Origin of the sequence: Binatus sp. (SeqCode), assembly GCF_035272065.1 — a bacterium.
In the GTDB taxonomy this organism is placed as follows: Bacteria; Desulfobacterota; Binatia; order Binatales; family Binataceae; genus Binatus.
The window spans coordinates 17,650-33,795 of record NZ_DATEQZ010000034.1; the positions used below are offsets into that span (position 1 = coordinate 17,650).

Sequence of the window (16,146 nt, forward strand, 5' to 3'; positions counted from 1 at the left end):
GTAAGAATGGATGCAATCGACGGGCCAGTTCGACTGCGTCTCCTAGTAACCAAAAAACAAGAGCATTCGCACGACTCGATGGAAACCTTGGCAAGGTTACAGTTGCGTGAATTCAGACGCCGTTCATCCGAAACTGCCGCCAATGGCACCACTACTGCCCATTGGACTGGCGCAAATTTCAGCGCGCCGGGCGGGGCTCGACGACCGGGAACCGTATCGGGAACGTGTCGAGCATCTCCAGCAACTCGACGAGTTTTTCAGGTTCGCCGGTGACGGCGATCTGCCCTGACTGCAACGCCGACGGAAAGGTGTTCTTCTGCAGCGAGATCTCGTCCAAGGTCGCGCGGTTCAATGTCAGCGTCGCATCGGCATTGTCCGCCCGCGCATCAGGTACGCAGGTTAGTGCGCTGTTCTCGAGATTGAGCACGTAGTCCTGCTTGGTGTCGGTAAAGCGCCAATTGAGCACGATGCTCTTGCCGGCGGCCTTGTCGCCGTTGAGTCGCACGGCCATGAAGTCGAAGTACATGTCGAGTGGAAGCGACCGGATTATGTCTGGCGCCGCACCGGACCCGCCCGGGAGATTAGGCACGCCGTTACGCAACTCAAAGGCGCCTTGCAGACAAGCGTTCCGAGCGGTTGCCGATTCGGACTGGTAGCCCAACTGCTCGAGCGCGTCGGCGGCAAGCTCGCGCGCGTCGCGATTGGCGGGATCGGCGAACACGAGTTGCGATGCCACTTGCGCGACCCAGCGGTACTCCGCGCGCGCGTAGTCCTCGCGCGCCTTCTCGAGCACCGCTTCGGCTCCGCCCATGTACTCGACGCTCTTTTTCGCGGCCTCAACCGGCGGCAGAGCGTCGAGATTCGCGGGATTGCCGTCATAATGGCCAAGGTAGCGTTGGTAGATCGCTTTGACGTTATGTTTGAGGTTGCCGTAAAAGGAATGCGCCGACCATTCCTGGTTTAGGCTCGCCGGCAGCTTGACCATCTCGGCGATCTCAGCGCCGACATAGCCGTGATTCATCAGGCGCACGGTTTGGTCGTGCACGAACTTGTAGGCGTCGCGCTGCTTGCGCAAAAAGGCGCGGACGCGATCGCCGCTCCATACGGGCCAGCTGTGTTGCGCGATCAGGATGTCGCTCGACGCGCCGTAACGGTGAAGCGCGCCACCGATGTACTTCGACCATGCCAGCGAGTCGCGCACCAGCGCTCCGCGCATCGGCAGCAGATTGTGAAAATTCTGAGTCGTGATTTCGGTCATGTTGAGGACGCGGAAATCCGGGTAGTACATGACCAATTCGGCAGGCGCTTCGGCATCAGGCGTCAGCTCGAAGACGATCTCGACGCCGTCAATCCGGTGCGTCTCGACCGGTTCTTCGATCAGGTTGGTGGGCGGAATCAGCGTGACCGTGCCAAGCGAGACGCTCTTGCCGAGGCCGGTATCGACCTGCCCGCGTTCGCCGCGCGGCAGCATCGCGCCGAACTGGAACAGGGCGCGGCGGAGCATCGCGTTGCCCGCGATCACGTTTTCGCCGACCGCCGCCGCCATGAAGCCCGCCGGCGCCCAAATCGTCACCTTGCCGGCCGCCATGTCGTCGGTGTTGACGACTCCACGGACACCGCCGAAGTGATCGACGTGGCTGTGCGAATAGATGACCGCGACCACCGGCATCCGCGGCCGATGCTTCAAGTACAAGTCCATCGCCGCCTTGGCGACCTCGGTCGAGATCAGCGGATCGATCACGATGAGGCCGCTGTCGCCCTCGATGATAGTCATGTTGGAGACGTCGAAGCCGCGGAGCTGGTAAACACGTTCCGCCACCCGATACAGGCCGTTGGCGGTGTTGACTCGGGCGTGGCGCCAGAGGCCTGGATGGACGCTGTCCGGCGTCTTCTCGCTGTCGAGAAACTCGTACCCTTTGAGCGTCCACACCACACGGCCGTCGGCGCGCGTTATCAGCTTGTCGCCCTGCGCTTCGATAAACCCGCGCCGCGCATCTTCGAACGACTGCTGGTCCGCAAGCGGCACTTGGGCCAGCGCTGCGCGGTTTGCGGCGCGCGTCGCTTCCGTTGCATCCTTCATCGCCGTCTGCTCCGATTTCTCCGCTGGACCCGAAGCTTATGTTTTTCTTTGCGGAAAACCTCCGGGTCACCCCTGACTGGTGTGCGTTTGAGCGTGCGCCGCCTCGGTCACCCGGAGTAACTCGTCGAATGATGCGCTAATCGCCGCAACGAGATCGCGAAGATCAGGCAGCACATCCCAGTCCGCATTCAATCCCCAATGCAACCGGCCATCGTTACCGCGGAAATTTGCTCGCTCACCTCTGCGCTGCCTCGGAGGGATCGGGAGTCCGAAGAGGATTCGCATCGAAAACAGTCACGCTCGCAACGTGCATGTGCGTTTCGGGATATTCGAGGTCGAGGAATGTCCGGTCCAGGGGGCTTAGCCGATCGTACTTGGCCATAGCGCCGCATCCTCGCGTCGGGCTCGTGATTATGCGGTTCTAGCAGGAACCCTGTTCGCTTGACCATCGGGCAGGTTTTGATTACCGGATCGAGCGAACGCCGGGAGGCTTCCGCTCGTTGGATTTCTGGTAGTGTTCAAACCTGAACACTACTGAACAAGGCTTGAGGAGCGTGGCTTTCGATCCCAAGGGCAGCGGGACAAGTTTTCATCCTCGCCGCGCCGCGCTACGCTTGAGCCAGCAGAGGAGACCATCATGCAAATGAATGTGAAGCCGATCCCGACGCTCGACCCCCGCATCAACGAGATCCGCGCGCTCACGGCGCAGATCGTCAACCGCGATATCCTGCCCAACGAACGGAAGCTCTGGGCGGGATGGCGGGACAACGCGACCGACGAGGAGCGGCGCAGTTCTCGCGAGTTGCGGGAGTCGGTCAAGGAGAAGGTGAAGCAGGCGGGCCTCTGGGCGCCGCATCTGCCGCCGGAGTACGGTGGCGCCGGCCTCGGCTTCCTCGAGCATGCGTACATGAACGAGGTGCTGGCCTACAGCATGGGAGCGGCGGCGTTGTTCGGCGTGGTCGCGCCCAACTCGGGGAACCAGCAGATCCTGCTCAAGTACGGCACCGAGGAGCAGAAGCGCAAATGGCTGGTGCCGCTCACCGAGGGCAAGATGGAATCCGGCTTCTCGATGACGGAGCCCGACTCGGCCGGCTCGGATCCGCGGTCGATCAAGACGACGGCGGTCCGCGATGGCGACCAGTGGGTGATCAACGGACATAAATGGTTCACCTCGAACGGGTTTCGCGCCGACTTCCTGATCGTAATGTGCCGCACTGGAGGGAGCGGCGCCGACAACGGCCGCATGACGCAGATCATTGTGCCCAAGAACACGCCCGGCGTGCGCATCGTGCGCGGCGTCGAGGTCTGGGGCAGGCAGAGCGACCACTGCGAGATCGTGTACGACGATGTGCGCGTGCCGCTCAGTAACCAGCTCGGCCAGGCGGGCACGGGGCATCAGGCCGCACAGGATCGTCTCGGGGCGGGGCGCGTCTATCACTGCATGAACTCGATCGGGCAGATGTGCCGGGCGTTCGACCTGATGGTCGAGCGCGCCACGATGCGCGAGGTTCATGGCGGCAAGCTCGAGACCAAGCAGTTCATCCAAGGGTTCATCGCCGACTCCTACATCGACATCCAGGCGGCGCGCCTGATGACCATCCACTGCGCCGAGCGCATGGACAGCGGCACCGACCCGCGCACTGACATCTCGGCGATCAAGATCTTCGTCCCGGCGGCCTACACGCGAGTGGTGGACCGCGCTATCCAGGTCTGGGGCGCGGCGGGCGTCTCGGGCGACCTGCCGCTCGCCGCGATGTACCAAGGGGCGCGGACGCTGCGGCTCGCGGACGGCCCGGACGAGGTCCACCGGATCCTGATCGCGAAGAACGTGCTGTCGCGGTATCACAATGGAGAGAGCTGGGACTTCGGAAACTGACGGCGGGCGCCGGCGCGGGTACGGCTCGCTGTAGCTAGTCGTATTCGAATGCCGCGTGTCGTTAAACGGGCGCCGGCGTCGAAGGCGTGTGGTGCAGCACCAGCACGGGACAAGGAGCCTCGCGAATGACATGCTCGGTGACGCTGCCCAAAACGAAGCGCTCGAGTCCGTGGCGCCCGTGCGTAACCATTACGATCACGTCCACTCCGAGCTCGTGAGCGGCTCGAACGATATCAGTATCAGGCACACCGGTCCTGACATCGATAACATATTGCACGTCGTTCTTGATGGTGTTCTGGACGATCAGTGCCAGCTTGGCTCTGGCCTCTTTCTCCCAGCGCGGGTCGGCATCAAATGGAAGCGGAACGATCATATCCTGCGCAGGCACTCTGGCAATGTGCAGGATATAAAGCGTGGCGTTGCTTTCCTTTGCTAGGGCGCTTGCCAGAAGTAATGCGGCCGTTGAATTTCCATCGAATTCGAACGCGCACATTATCTTGCTGTATTTCAGCATAGCCCTCGCCCGGATATACAGCGTCGTCGAAAAGTTGGCAATCGCCGCTAGAGTCCCGCGAGCGATCGACCGGTCGCTCTGTCGACCGCAGCCTTGGTGACGGAGAATCCGTAGAGGGCATCGGCGTACTCGGCATCGTCATAAGTGTAGCTGCGTTGCGCGTCTTCGAGTTCAATAATACTTGTCAGGCCCGCCTCATAGCGCTTCTCCGCGAGTTCCAGTTCCGCGCGCGAAGCAGCAAGCGTCTTTTCCGCGCGGGAGATGCGCTGAAGAGAGGCCTGCCAGTTGAGAAGCGCCGTATGGACCTGCAAGATTACCTCTTGCCGGAGGTCTTCGATCGCGCGAAGGATCGACTGTTGCCGAAACCTGGTCTCTGCAATCTGATCACTGGTAAGAAAGCTGTTGAAGATTGGCCACGTGATTACTATCCCGGCGTTAAAATTATTCGCAGCAGGAGTTCCAGTCCCCAGCGCCGAGTACCCGCCCACAGCATTGACAGTAGGATAGTAGTCACTCTGATACTGGACAATTTGAGCTCCCATAGCCTTCGCTTGGTCCTGTAGCGCCGCCAGATCGGGTCTGGTCCGGAAAGCCGTGTCAAGCAAACCCTGCAGCGAATCGTTAACCGGATAGTAGGTTAGGACGTCCGCCGGTTCATATGCGGGCGCCGAATCGCTCAGACCCAACGCATTATCGAGCGCAACCTTCCCGTCATCGGCACTATTGCGCGCATCGACGAGGTGCAATTGAGCTCGCTCGACCTCGGCTTGGGTAACATAGGTATCGAGCTGTGGCCGCAGACCAGCACTAGCCTTAACCCGGGCCTCGTGCAGGTGATACTGGCGCTGCTCCAGTGCCTTCTCATAAACCGCGATCAATCTTTTAGCTTGCAGCAACTCAAAGTATCGTTGAGAGACTTCAAAGATCAAATCAAGCTCGGTGAGCTGCTGGTTGGCAGCCGCGGCGGCGGCTTCAAACTGGCGCTGCGAAACAAATCCGTGTCGGCGACCGAAGTCGACAAGGAACTGGGACAGCATCACGCCTCCCATGTAGTTATTGCTGGTGTCCCAACTTTGCGAAGTGTCATTTGATGGCAGATTGTGATTTGTTCCGCTTAATCGCGGAAACGCTCCGTCAGGATTGTAGTAACTTGCATTGGCGATGCCGTTATCGGTGCTGCGCAAATATTGTGCGGCGCCAAACAATTGCGGGCCCAAGTATGAGCGCGCCTGCCCGATCTGCTGCCGCGCGGCGCTGGTGTTGTCCGCGGCTTCCTGGAGTCTCGGGTGATATTTGAGAGCGATCGCGATAGCCTGCTTGAGTGTCAACTCGGAGCCCGGCGCAATTGGCCCTCCAGTTGAGTTGGGCGGCTGGAATTGAGGCGCTAGTCCAATGGTCGGCGAGTTGACAGTCGACGGGGTCCCTGCCGACGAGTTCGCTGCCGGCGCCACTGAGGTTCCCGTAGCTGATGCCGCAACTTGCGTATCGCCGATTAATGCCGCAGTAGGATCCGCCGCGTTGGCGACTCGATGCGCAGAGAGGATGGCGCATGCGAAGAGAACCAGGATTCGCGAAGATTCCATTGTTTGCCTGCTCTACTGTTCCACCATTGATTTTCGCGTTGACAGTTAGTTCAGCTCAGTCCGGGCTCTGAACCGATGCCGACGTGGCCTGCACGTCTCCGTTCCGGAGCCGGCAATCCACCGGCTGACCGGGACTGAGAGTGTTGCTGTAGGTAGCGACTACCAGTGAATTTGCCGACAGGCCCGACGTGACTTCGATATAGGCGCCGTTGTTGATCCCGGTTTTGACCGGAACTTCGACCAGGCGACCTTTGTTTACGATCAATAAACGCGCCGAGACGCCCGAACCCTGAATCGCTGAGGCGGGGACACTCAGAGCGTCAGGATGGCGGACCAGTTCGATGGTTACATGCGCATAGCTTCTCGGGTAAACCAGGCGCTTCGGATTGTCTATGTCGACCTCGGTCAGCATCGTCCGGGTTGCTAGGTCGAGCGACGACGCGTACCTGGCAACGGTTCCTTTGAATACTCGATCCGGAAACTCGTCGAAGTGCAGACTCGCCGGGGTACCAATATGGATGAACGGATACGAGGCTTCCGGAACGTAGATATAGACCCGCAATTTGTCTATGTCCGCGAGCGTCAGGATCGGACCACCGCCTTCACGGTGCCCTCCGGCGCCCTCGGTGGCTCCCGGAGAAATCAAACCTGAGGTTTCGTCAACTCCAAAGTCACCGCCGCCCGCACGGATCAGCGCCCCAGGATCGGCGAACCGCCCGGTGATTACTCCGTCAAAGGGGGCGACGATTTTTGTATATCCGAACATGGTTTGCAGGGTTGCAACCGCGGCCTGAGCCTCACGATACTTGGCGTAGGCCATATCGACGTCTTGCTGTGAGATTAGCCGTGAATCGTCCTGCTGAACCTTCTTCAGACGATCGTAAGTTATGCGCTCGATTTCGAGGCTCGCCTGCGAGCGCACCAGGTTCGACCGCAGTTCCGGTACTTCGATTTCGGCCAGCACTTGACCCGCCTTCACCGAATCGCCTTTGTCGACGCTGATACTCTTCAAGTATCCTGTGACTTTCGAGTGAAGCGCAGCTTCATAGAAACCTACGACATCGCCTGGAAGGTCAATACCTTTTGCTATTTCCCCACGGAGTGGATGGACAACGTCCACCGTCGCTCGCGCAGTCGTAGTCATGGGAGTAACAGGCGCATCGCAGCCGGCCGCCCATAAGACTGCGATCGATAAGATAGCCGATACCGCCCGTCCAATGCTCCTCACTGCTTTACCTCGTTGCGGTTCGCTGATCACGCTGAGCGGTATTCGCGATGAAGGTGGCGCCTCATGCAAGCGCCAGCCCGCTATTCTGATTTGCCACATAAACATCGGCATTAGTTCTCAATGAGCGCTTGCGCGGTCGCGTCACCCTGGATCCGCCGATAGAAGAACTCGTAAACGCAAGGCACCAGGAACAGCGTGAGCCCGGTGGAAACTATTAGACCGCCCATCGCCGCCCTTGCCAGAGGAGCCGAAGCTTCGGATCCCTCGCCCAGCTTCAGCGCGATCGGCATAAGTCCAGCCACGGTCGCCAAAGCAGTCATCAGGATTGGCCGCATTCTTATACGTGCCGACTCGACCGCCGCGCGTCTCAGTTCCTGTCCCTGGCGACGTCGTTCATTGGCGAAGTCAACGAGCAGAATCGAATTCGACACGACGATGCCGACCATCACGATAATGCCCATGAAGGACTCGATGTTAAGCGTGGTACCTGTTATCCACAGCGTCCAAATGACTCCTATCAATCCCATAGGTACCGCGAACATGATGATTAGTGGATCGAGGAAGGAGCGGAACTGGGCAACCATCACCAGGTAAAGCAGAACCACCGCGAGCGAGAGGCCGAAGCCAAAGCTGGAGAAGGATTTCTGCATCGAAGCTACCGCGCCACGGTACCTGACAGAGACTCCGGGGGGCAGCGTCATCTTGCTCACCTGGTCCTGAATCTTCTCCTGCGTGCCACCTAGATCCTCGGTGCTGGGCGCGACGAGCAGATCGACGACGCGTTGAATGCTGTAATGATCGGCTTCGGATGGGTGGAACTCCGGAGAAATCGTTGCCACATCCCGCAGCAGCAGGCTCTGCGCGTGCCCACCTTCTCTGTTCACGGTCTCGATCGGAATGTTCTGCAGGACTTCCAGAGAATCAAAACCCTTCTCGGAGCCTGGATACTGCACCGTCAGAAAATAGTCGTCCTTGTTTGCGTGATCGATCCAAATCGAGGGCTTTATATATAAGTTCGAATCGAGCGCGGTGATGACGTTCTGTATAACTTTCTGTTGCGCGACACCCAGGCGCGCGGCTCTCACGCGATCGACCTGTATGTTCAGCGTCGGATAGTTCGACTCCTGTACGATGAAACTCTGCGAAACCTCCGGCAGACCACTAATTTTCTCCTTAAGCTCCTTGGCCGTCTTACTGAGCTCGCTAAACCTGTTACCGGCGAATTGAACATCGATCGGGGCCATCATCCCGAGATTGAGAACGGAGTCGATGATGCTTCCTGAGGAAAACAGGGTCCGGGCATTCGGAAGTTGCGCAGGAAGGAGTTTCCTTAGCTTCGTTACGTAGTATTTGGTCGCATTCCGATGACCGGACTTCAGCGCTACCTGAATGAACCCCGAGTCCTGGGCCGCGTTCGGTGAGTAAATCGCGGAGATGCTCGGAGCAATTCCAATATTCGACACAACCATGTCGAGATCGCTTGGCGGAATCACCTGCCGCACGATGGCTTCGATTTGACGCGCCATGTCAGTGGTCAGTTCTATACGGGTACCGGCTGGCGCGCGAAAATTGATCGTGAAAGTTCCGGCATCAGTCTCGGGAAACAACTCGGTACCAAGACGGGGATACATCGCGAGGCTGACGACGAACAGAATTGCAACTCCGCCGACAACTACAGCCTTGTGGTCCAGCGCCTTTTCAAGAAGCCGTTCGTAACTCGAGGCGAAGCGCTCATATGCGCGATTGAAGACCGCGAATACACCGGATGATTCACCGTGTTCCGCCGCGAGCGCCTGTTCGCTGGTGAGAAAGCGAGCGCAGTAGAGCGGGATTATGCTCATCGCGACCAGATACGACGCGGCCATCGATAGCACCACCGCCAGCGCCAGTGCGCTGAACAGATACTTGGCGACCCCAAACAGAAACATGACTGGGAAGAAGACGATGCAGGTAGTTACCGTCGACGCCAAAACTGGAAGGGCGACTTCCTCGGCACCTTCTCGGGCTGCCGCGCGAGGTTCCTTGCCTTCCGCCAGATGGCGATTGATGTTCTCGAGCACCACCACCGAGTCATCGACCAACCGGCCTATCGCAAGCGCGAAGCCGCCGAGCGTCATGATATTGATGGTCGAGCTGTTCATGAAGAGACCGAATCCACCGGCCAGAATGGAAAGTGGAATGGACAGGAAGATCGCAAAGGTCGATCGGAAACTGCCGAGGAATATTAGAATCACGAGCGACGCCAGGACAGATCCGGAGATGGCCTCGTGTTCGAGACTTTCCACCGCTTGCCTGACGTAAATGGACTGGTCGAAGATGGTTTTGAGTTTCATTCCGGCTGGAAGGCCGAAGACCTTCGGCAGCAACTCCTTAATGCCATCCACCACCGAAATGGTATTCGCGCCAACCTGCCGAAGAACTGGGACATATACCGACGGTTGCCCGTTAATTAGCACCGTGTTGTATTGAATCTGAGCTGAGTCCTCGACCTTGGCGACATCGTCCATCAGCACTGGCGCCTGACCACGTCCTATCTTCACCGGCACCTGGCCGATGTCAGGCACTTTTTCGATCATGCTGTTCGAGTAGATGTAGTAATCCTTCGACCCGATCTTGACGTCGCCCGCGGGTAAGATGAGGTTGGAGGTGTCGAGCGCGTGGACGACGTCCATCAACGACAGGCCGCGCGCTTGCAGCGCTTGCGAATTTGCGTACGCCATCACCTGGCGAAATTTCCCGCCGAAGGGAATTGGCGCGGACGCCCCCGCCACCGTAGCGAGCTGATTCCGAATATTGTAACGGGCTTGATCTTCGAGTTGAGTCTCGTCGTAACCCTTACCCTCGAGCGTGACCAGCACTACCGGCAGCGAAGATGCGTCATACTGCAGCACCAGCGGCGGGAGCGTGCCGGGGGGCATGATTCCCAGATCAGCCATCGCCAGGGTTCCCATCTGCGCAGCCGCGGACTCGATGTTGGTGCCTGGCTGAAAGAACACCTTGATGATGCTCACGCCCGACAGCGAACGCGACTCGATATGTTCAATGTTGCTGCCTAGCGTAAAAAATCGCTCGTAGCGGAAGGTTATGTTGTCTTCCATGTCGAGCGGTGGCATACCCTGATAGAAGGTAGCCACCACCACCGCTGGGATTTTAATGTCAGGAAAGACGTCCACGGGCATCCGCGTAAACGCGGTTGCGCCCAGAATAACGATCACAAGCGCTCCGACAATGATTGTGTACGGATTGCGCAGCGAGAAACTTGGCACGATCCAAACTCCCAATCCCCGGCTAAGTGAGCCGGCGGATTTCAACGTTGACCACAACCGCCCGCGAAAACTTGCTCGCGTGCTAGCGAATCACGAGTCTACAGTTTGCTTAGAGCGGGTCCTGGCTTTCGGCGCGTGAGGGGAGCAATTTGAATCGTCTTATAAATGGCTCTGCGGAAGGAGGCGCAAATCTGAAACTCAGTAATGGCCGGGCAGCCTGACCGTCGCAGATCCGCTTCAAATACTTAGGGAATGAAGCGCGATGTGCCTCGTAGCCAACCTTGAGGTCGGGCAGACTTGACGAAGCCTTGGTAAACCGCTGCGCACCGCTGAGCGTAGTACCCTCGTACGATCGGCAGGAGAGGCGCATGTGCGGAGGCTGCAATCGAGGCGCGAACGCGACAATGCCTGTCACGATGAGGACCGCGGCGACCAGTTGCAGATGTAGGCGAGAGAACATTGATAGGACATATATTCAGCGTTCCGCATTTCGAATGCAAGCGGGGCGGATTCCTCTGTTGATCGCCTCGATGAAAGTGTTCCGGATCGGCTTGCCGGGTTCGATGGACTCCAGCCGCACGTACGCGGGGTGGCTGACGTGGTATGGCGTCGTATCCGCACGAAAGCTGAAGTTCCGCACAGACCGATCCCGGCCGCCCCTGCCGTGCGGCTGTAGTAGTAGCGCGCCGTTTGTTGTGCGCTGATGGCTTGTGCGGTTAAGCTGGGCCGTTGACGACTTCGCCCGATACCACTGCCGGCAAACCTACGCGCGAGCTTGCCGCGATCATGCACAGTTTCCGCCGCGGGGTTTTAGGGTGATTTGATGCGCTGTGCAAAATGCGGCTTCGACAATCGCGAAGGGCGAAAGTTTTGTGCCCAATGCGGCACAGGGTTGAACCTCCGCTGCTCATCGTGCGGCGCCGAGAACACGCCCGGAGAAAAGTTCTGCGGCGAATGTGGCGGCGCGCTCGCAGGCGCGCGTTCAGCGGGCGCGCACAATGCACCCGAACTAAAGCCAACCGCGCCGGGTGTCCGGGTCAGTCCGGAGCAATCCGATTCTTCCGCCGCGCTCGAGGGTGAGCGCAAAACAGTCACGGCACTGTTCGCGGATATCAAGGGCTCGACCGAACTGGAGCAGGACCTCGACCCGGAGGAAGCGCGCGCCATCGTCGATCCAGCGTTAAAGCTGATGATCGATGCGGTGCGCCGCTACGACGGTTATATCGTGCAATCCACCGGCGACGGCATCTTCGCGCTGTTCGGCGCGCCGGTCGCGCACGAGGACCATCCGCAACGTGCGCTGTATGCCGCGCTGCGGATGCAGGAAGAGCTGAAAAGGTTTTGAGGAGCCACACCATCCCATCAGGCCACAATCAATTGCAAATTCCAGGAACTCTCTGGCTGCCGGTTTCCCCAACAGCTTTCCTTCCAATCCGGGAAGGCCAATTTTCTTGCTGGTGACACTGGCAAGTGCAATATTAGCTGCATGTCGGATTACAGAGAATACACCGAACAACTGGAAAGGCTTCAGGAACTGCTTACGGCGTTGAGCTACTTGGTAACTAACCTTACTCCAGAAGATTTGGAGCTATGGACTAAAATGAAGGAGCATCTTTCCTCACGACAACCGCTTGAAGATCGCATACTCGCCGAAGACACTAAGGAACTGAAAGAAATGTCGGACACTCTGCTTCGCATTCTAGCTAAACACCAGTAATTAGTATGCAGATCTAGCAGCATTCGAAAGGATGTTTCCGGGCCGATGCGGGCGGTAACTTCGTCGGGCGCTACGATATGAACCGCCGCCGCGCTCGCGCTCGTGGCTGGTATCTGATGCGAAAAAAGCAGGTTGTGCGCCCGAGGTTCCCGGCTCCGGTCTACAGAGCCTAATGTGCCTCGGTTGTTCGACGCAGCCTGCTTCCAGATCGTCGTCTAACACATAAGCCCCCGAATAGATACTCGCCGCAATCGGGAAAAAGAACGGGCCAGCGCGCATGAAAACGCCAGCCCGAAGCCGACTGGGGAAAGGGGAACAAATACCAGCCAGCGCCCCGCTTTTACCAAATTATCGCGCGAGCGTACATTGACAACAGAATAACTGTATGTTGCAAACCGATTTCGACCCCGTGCCAACGACAGTTCGCATCCATCGCTGCGGGTATGTTTCGAAATGCAAAAAGTCCCGATGCCAGGAGTCGCGACTCTGATCGCCGAAAAGCTCGATACTGCTAGTCGTCACGTTCGCCAGATCGAACTGCTCTCGCAGCAGACTGCAGCTTGATTTAGGATACTCGGAAAAGACGTGAATAAAAAAACTGGTCGTGTTAAAAGCGCCGCCCGGACGCGCGCGCTGGCCAAGGCAAACGATCGTGCGATCTGGCGTAAGCAACAAGACTTGGAAGTGCCCGGCTTCGTGACCTTGAAAGGCGCGCTGGCAATGTTGGGCGGCAACGTCACGCTCTTCGCGCTGCGGGCGCGCGTCACGCGCGGGGTCGCGGCCGGAACGATTACTGTAGCAAAGCATGACGGCGGCAAGGTCTATTTTCCGCTCGCAGTCATCGAAGAGTGGAGATTGCATCCGCCGAAGCGAGGACCGAAGCGCCGGACGCACTGCATCCACGGCCACTCGCTCGACGACGCCTACCTGAATCAAGACGGCACTAGAACATGCCGGGAGTGTACGCGGCTCAAGTGGCTGGCGAAGAAGACCGCGTCGGCGTCGGCTCGCGCGGCGAACTCGACGGCTGCCGCGAGCGCGAAATCGTCGGCAACAGAATAGGGGCGCTGCTCGTGCTTCTCTCGGTCCCGCACCTCGCGCAGCGCATTGAGGCTACCTTCGCGTAGCCAGAATGGCCGAGTATCGCGACTGGACGGGCCAATTCATAGCCAGTTCATAGATGTGAAACCTCGACAGCGCGATGCAGTCCATCCAGCTCAGGGCTGGGCGAGAAAAAGCCTCCACTCGCCGGGAACCCCCTTCAACGAATGTAGTCCCCGGTCGCTGAAGCTGATCCCGGATCCAGCGACAAGGTCGCGGACAGTGCTCGAAACCAGCACTCCATTGGGTGCGGCTGCAGACGACACGCGAGCGCCGATATGGACCGCGATTCCTCCGAGATCCTCGCCCATCTGTTCGCATTCGCCGGTGTGAAGTCCGGTACGGAGCTCAAGACCCAGCGCGCCTACGCCTTGTCGGATCGCAAATGCACACCGTATCGCACGCGCGGGTCCATCGAAGGTAGCGAAGAATCCATCGCCAGTAGTATTGATTTCGCGACCCCGGAATTTGGCGAGCTGGTTGCGGACCACGCCTTGGAAGCTCTCGAGCAATCCGCGCCATTGTCGGTCACCGAGCTGTGCCGCTCGATCGGTCGAACGGACAATATCGACGAATAGTACCGTAGCGAGAAACCGGTCTGGGTCAGGGCTATGGCGAACGCCGGTCACGAATTCCTCGACCTCGTTGAGAATCGAGTCCTGGTTTCCTACGAATGGGAGATGATCCGTACCCGCAAGTTCGACGTACTTTGCTCCTGGAATGTTAAGCGCCAGATGACGCGCAGCCTGCACGCTCACCGCAATATCGTAGGTTCGGTGGATAATCAGGGTGCGGGCGTGAATCGATCCAAGGAGATGCCTTACATCGTGTTCCGCTTCCATCCGCTGCAACGCGGCGACAGCGCCGGGACTCGCGCCCTGCCGTTCGAGTCGTGCAAACCACTGCCGCTGATGCGGCTCCGAGGCGATGCTCGGGGCGAGCACGACGGCTGATAAGCCCTGCCCCCACATATTTTCGTAGTATGCAAGCGACGCCGCCAACGTGTCTGGTGAGTCACCATAAGGATAATCCGGAGCGCTATAGGCTCGCGCGTAAGTGCCATAGAGGACCAGGCTGTCTGTACGCTGCGGATACGTCACGCTGAACAGCATCGACATTATTCCGCCCTCGGAGGTACCGAACAGCGTCGCGCTCTTGGAGCCTTCCGCGTCCATGACCGCACGCACATCATCCATTCGCTGCTCGAGAGTGGGGAGCTCAGCCACCCGATCGGAGAGCCCGGTACCCCGCTTGTCGAAGACGATGACCCGCGAAAATGTCGCGAGACGGCGAAGGAAACTCGCGAAGAGCGGCTGTTCCCAGATCAGGTCGAGGTGAGAGACCCAACCGGGAATGTAGATGAGGTCGATCGGACCATCGCCGAGCACTTGATAAGCGACATGGATGTCTCCGCTCTTCGCATACTTCGTTTCGGGAATCGCCGACAATTGGCCTAAGCCTCTGCGCGATTCTTATCATCCAGTCACCTGTAATAGAACCCATCGGGCGACTGGTCTCGGTCACGACGAAACCGTCGACGCGTTCTTTCACGGTGGTCGATGCGCGCCTAGGGCGGACACTCGTTGAAGCCAATCAATAGTTGAGGGTAATGCGGAATGCCCCTCGGAGAGGCCAAAGGCAGAGCCGAATCCCACGTGAACAATATCTCTGCAGCAGTGATGCTTTTTTTCGACCCGAATAGGGCGAAAAGATTGGGCCGAATTCCGCCCCTTGAATGCCGAAGGGTCTCGGGGGTTCAAATCCCCCTCGCTCCAGCAGCGAGTCAGAGCAAAACGCGGTGTCTCCGAAGGCCGAGGCTCCTGCGGCGCAGGTTCGTTAAACGGGTGACAGAACCACAGAACGAATTGCACGACTGGAAAAGGGACGGCTGGAACAACGACGACAAGATGGCGCGATTGGGCTCTTCTGCTGGCTGCGGCGGCAGAAACCGTCAAATGAGCGCGCTTGTTCAATATTCGTGCGAGTGCCACAAGTATGGAAATCCCGCCTCAGGAGGATCGTAGTATGGCCAAGCACGGACATCTCAACCTCGGAAATGCAGGATACTCGATGCCGGCGGACGCCGCCGCGTATCAGCGCCCGCCGTTCTACTATCGCAACACACGCTCGATCTCAGTTGCGTTTGAAACCAATCTGGAAGCCGCCTTGGAAGCATTGCCAGAGCCGCTCGCACTGAGCGATCCGGCCACCGCGATCCTTTCGTTCTACGAATATCCATGGACCACTTTCGGTCCGTACAACGAAGCGATCCTTTCGCTGCTGGTCGAGCACAAGGGACGCCCGATGAATTACATCATGCACATCGCGGTGACGACCGAGCCGCCGATGCTGGCCGGCCGCGAAATCTGGGGTTTCCCGAAAAAGCTCGCGCAAATTGAATTCAAAAACGATCGCGACATGATCTGCGGGACGCTCGAACGTCCGGCAGGTATCCGCCTCGCCAGCGCAATCGTTCGCCCGGAACGGCCGGCCGCCAATGGGCACTCCGCCGCGCCGCCGCCGGTCAGCATGCGCCTGATACCTTCGCCCGAAGAGAAAGGGCGTCCGTCTTGTGCCGAGCTCATCGAGACGCTCGCCGAGGTCAGAGTAATCGAGGCATGGACGGGAGTCGGCTCGATTGCTTTCGCGGAAAGCTCGCGGCTCGATCCGTGGGATCGTTTACCGGTCAAGCGGGTGATTCAGGCGAGCTACATGCTTAGTGAGATGACGCTAGGATTCGGCAAGGTGATCGATCATCTCGAATAGTCCGGCGCGCTAAAT

10 protein-coding genes are annotated in these 16,146 nt (G+C 58.7%); 4 read left to right on the top strand and 6 right to left on the bottom strand.

Annotation, left to right across the window (positions count from 1 at the left end; all coding sequences use genetic code 11):
• Nucleotides 1-178: 178 nt before the first annotated feature.
• Nucleotides 179-2,080: an alkyl/aryl-sulfatase gene (locus tag VJX68_RS05695; protein ID WP_324094694.1), complete on the bottom strand. Its 1,902-nt coding sequence runs from the start codon at nucleotides 2,078-2,080 to the stop codon at nucleotides 179-181.
• 637 nt (nucleotides 2,081-2,717) lie between these two features.
• Between VJX68_RS05695 and VJX68_RS05700 the strand changes: the two genes are divergently transcribed.
• Complete coding sequence (locus VJX68_RS05700; RefSeq protein ID WP_324094695.1) at nucleotides 2,718-3,956, top strand: acyl-CoA dehydrogenase family protein; 1,239 nt, start codon at nucleotides 2,718-2,720, stop codon at nucleotides 3,954-3,956.
• Between the two features lie 61 nt (nucleotides 3,957-4,017).
• Here VJX68_RS05700 and VJX68_RS05705 read toward each other — a convergent pair whose 3' ends face one another.
• From VJX68_RS05705 to VJX68_RS05720, 4 genes are all read right to left on the bottom strand, one after another.
• Nucleotides 4,018-4,470, bottom strand: a complete 453-nt coding sequence (locus VJX68_RS05705; protein WP_324094696.1) for a universal stress protein — start codon at nucleotides 4,468-4,470, stop codon at nucleotides 4,018-4,020.
• Nucleotides 4,471-4,517: 47 nt separating this feature from the next.
• Nucleotides 4,518-5,798 (bottom strand): TolC family protein, encoded by a 1,281-nt coding sequence (locus tag VJX68_RS05710; protein ID WP_324094697.1) that lies wholly within the window; start codon nucleotides 5,796-5,798, stop codon nucleotides 4,518-4,520.
• 310 nt (nucleotides 5,799-6,108) lie between these two features.
• Nucleotides 6,109-7,173: an efflux RND transporter periplasmic adaptor subunit gene (locus tag VJX68_RS05715; protein ID WP_324094698.1), complete on the bottom strand. Its 1,065-nt coding sequence runs from the start codon at nucleotides 7,171-7,173 to the stop codon at nucleotides 6,109-6,111.
• Between the two features lie 218 nt (nucleotides 7,174-7,391).
• The gene (locus VJX68_RS05720; RefSeq protein WP_324094699.1) at nucleotides 7,392-10,547 is read right to left on the bottom strand and encodes an efflux RND transporter permease subunit; all 3,156 of its coding nucleotides are present in this window, start codon (nucleotides 10,545-10,547) and stop codon (nucleotides 7,392-7,394) included.
• Nucleotides 10,548-11,370: 823 nt separating this feature from the next.
• Here VJX68_RS05720 and VJX68_RS05725 point away from each other — a divergent pair.
• Together VJX68_RS05725 and VJX68_RS05730 are read left to right on the top strand one after the other, a co-directional pair.
• The gene (locus VJX68_RS05725) at nucleotides 11,371-11,892 is read left to right on the top strand and encodes a zinc-ribbon domain-containing protein (RefSeq protein ID WP_324094700.1); all 522 of its coding nucleotides are present in this window, start codon (nucleotides 11,371-11,373) and stop codon (nucleotides 11,890-11,892) included.
• Nucleotides 11,893-12,849: 957 nt separating this feature from the next.
• Nucleotides 12,850-13,326 (top strand): hypothetical protein, encoded by a 477-nt coding sequence (locus tag VJX68_RS05730; RefSeq protein ID WP_324094701.1) that lies wholly within the window; start codon nucleotides 12,850-12,852, stop codon nucleotides 13,324-13,326.
• A 155-nt stretch (nucleotides 13,327-13,481) separates the two neighbouring features.
• Here VJX68_RS05730 and VJX68_RS05735 read toward each other — a convergent pair whose 3' ends face one another.
• On the bottom strand, nucleotides 13,482-14,813 hold the full coding sequence (locus tag VJX68_RS05735; RefSeq protein ID WP_324094702.1) for an adenylate/guanylate cyclase domain-containing protein: 1,332 nt from the start codon (nucleotides 14,811-14,813) through the stop codon (nucleotides 13,482-13,484).
• A 577-nt stretch (nucleotides 14,814-15,390) separates the two neighbouring features.
• Between VJX68_RS05735 and VJX68_RS05740 the strand changes: the two genes are divergently transcribed.
• Nucleotides 15,391-16,131: an acetoacetate decarboxylase family protein gene (locus VJX68_RS05740; protein ID WP_324094703.1), complete on the top strand. Its 741-nt coding sequence runs from the start codon at nucleotides 15,391-15,393 to the stop codon at nucleotides 16,129-16,131.
• Nucleotides 16,132-16,146 lie beyond the last annotated feature (15 nt).

Excerpts from the sequence above, each read along its gene's own strand:
- VJX68_RS05725 (WP_324094700.1), top strand. The coding sequence starts at position 11,371 with ATGCGCTGTGCAAAATGCGGCTTCGACAATCGCGAAGGGCGAAAGTTT.
- VJX68_RS05740 (WP_324094703.1), top strand. The coding sequence starts at position 15,391 with ATGGCCAAGCACGGACATCTCAACCTCGGAAATGCAGGATACTCGATG.
- VJX68_RS05705 (WP_324094696.1), bottom strand. The coding sequence starts at position 4,470 with ATGCTGAAATACAGCAAGATAATGTGCGCGTTCGAATTCGATGGAAAT.
- VJX68_RS05700 (WP_324094695.1), top strand. The coding sequence starts at position 2,718 with ATGCAAATGAATGTGAAGCCGATCCCGACGCTCGACCCCCGCATCAAC.
- VJX68_RS05695 (WP_324094694.1), bottom strand. The coding sequence starts at position 2,080 with ATGAAGGATGCAACGGAAGCGACGCGCGCCGCAAACCGCGCAGCGCTG.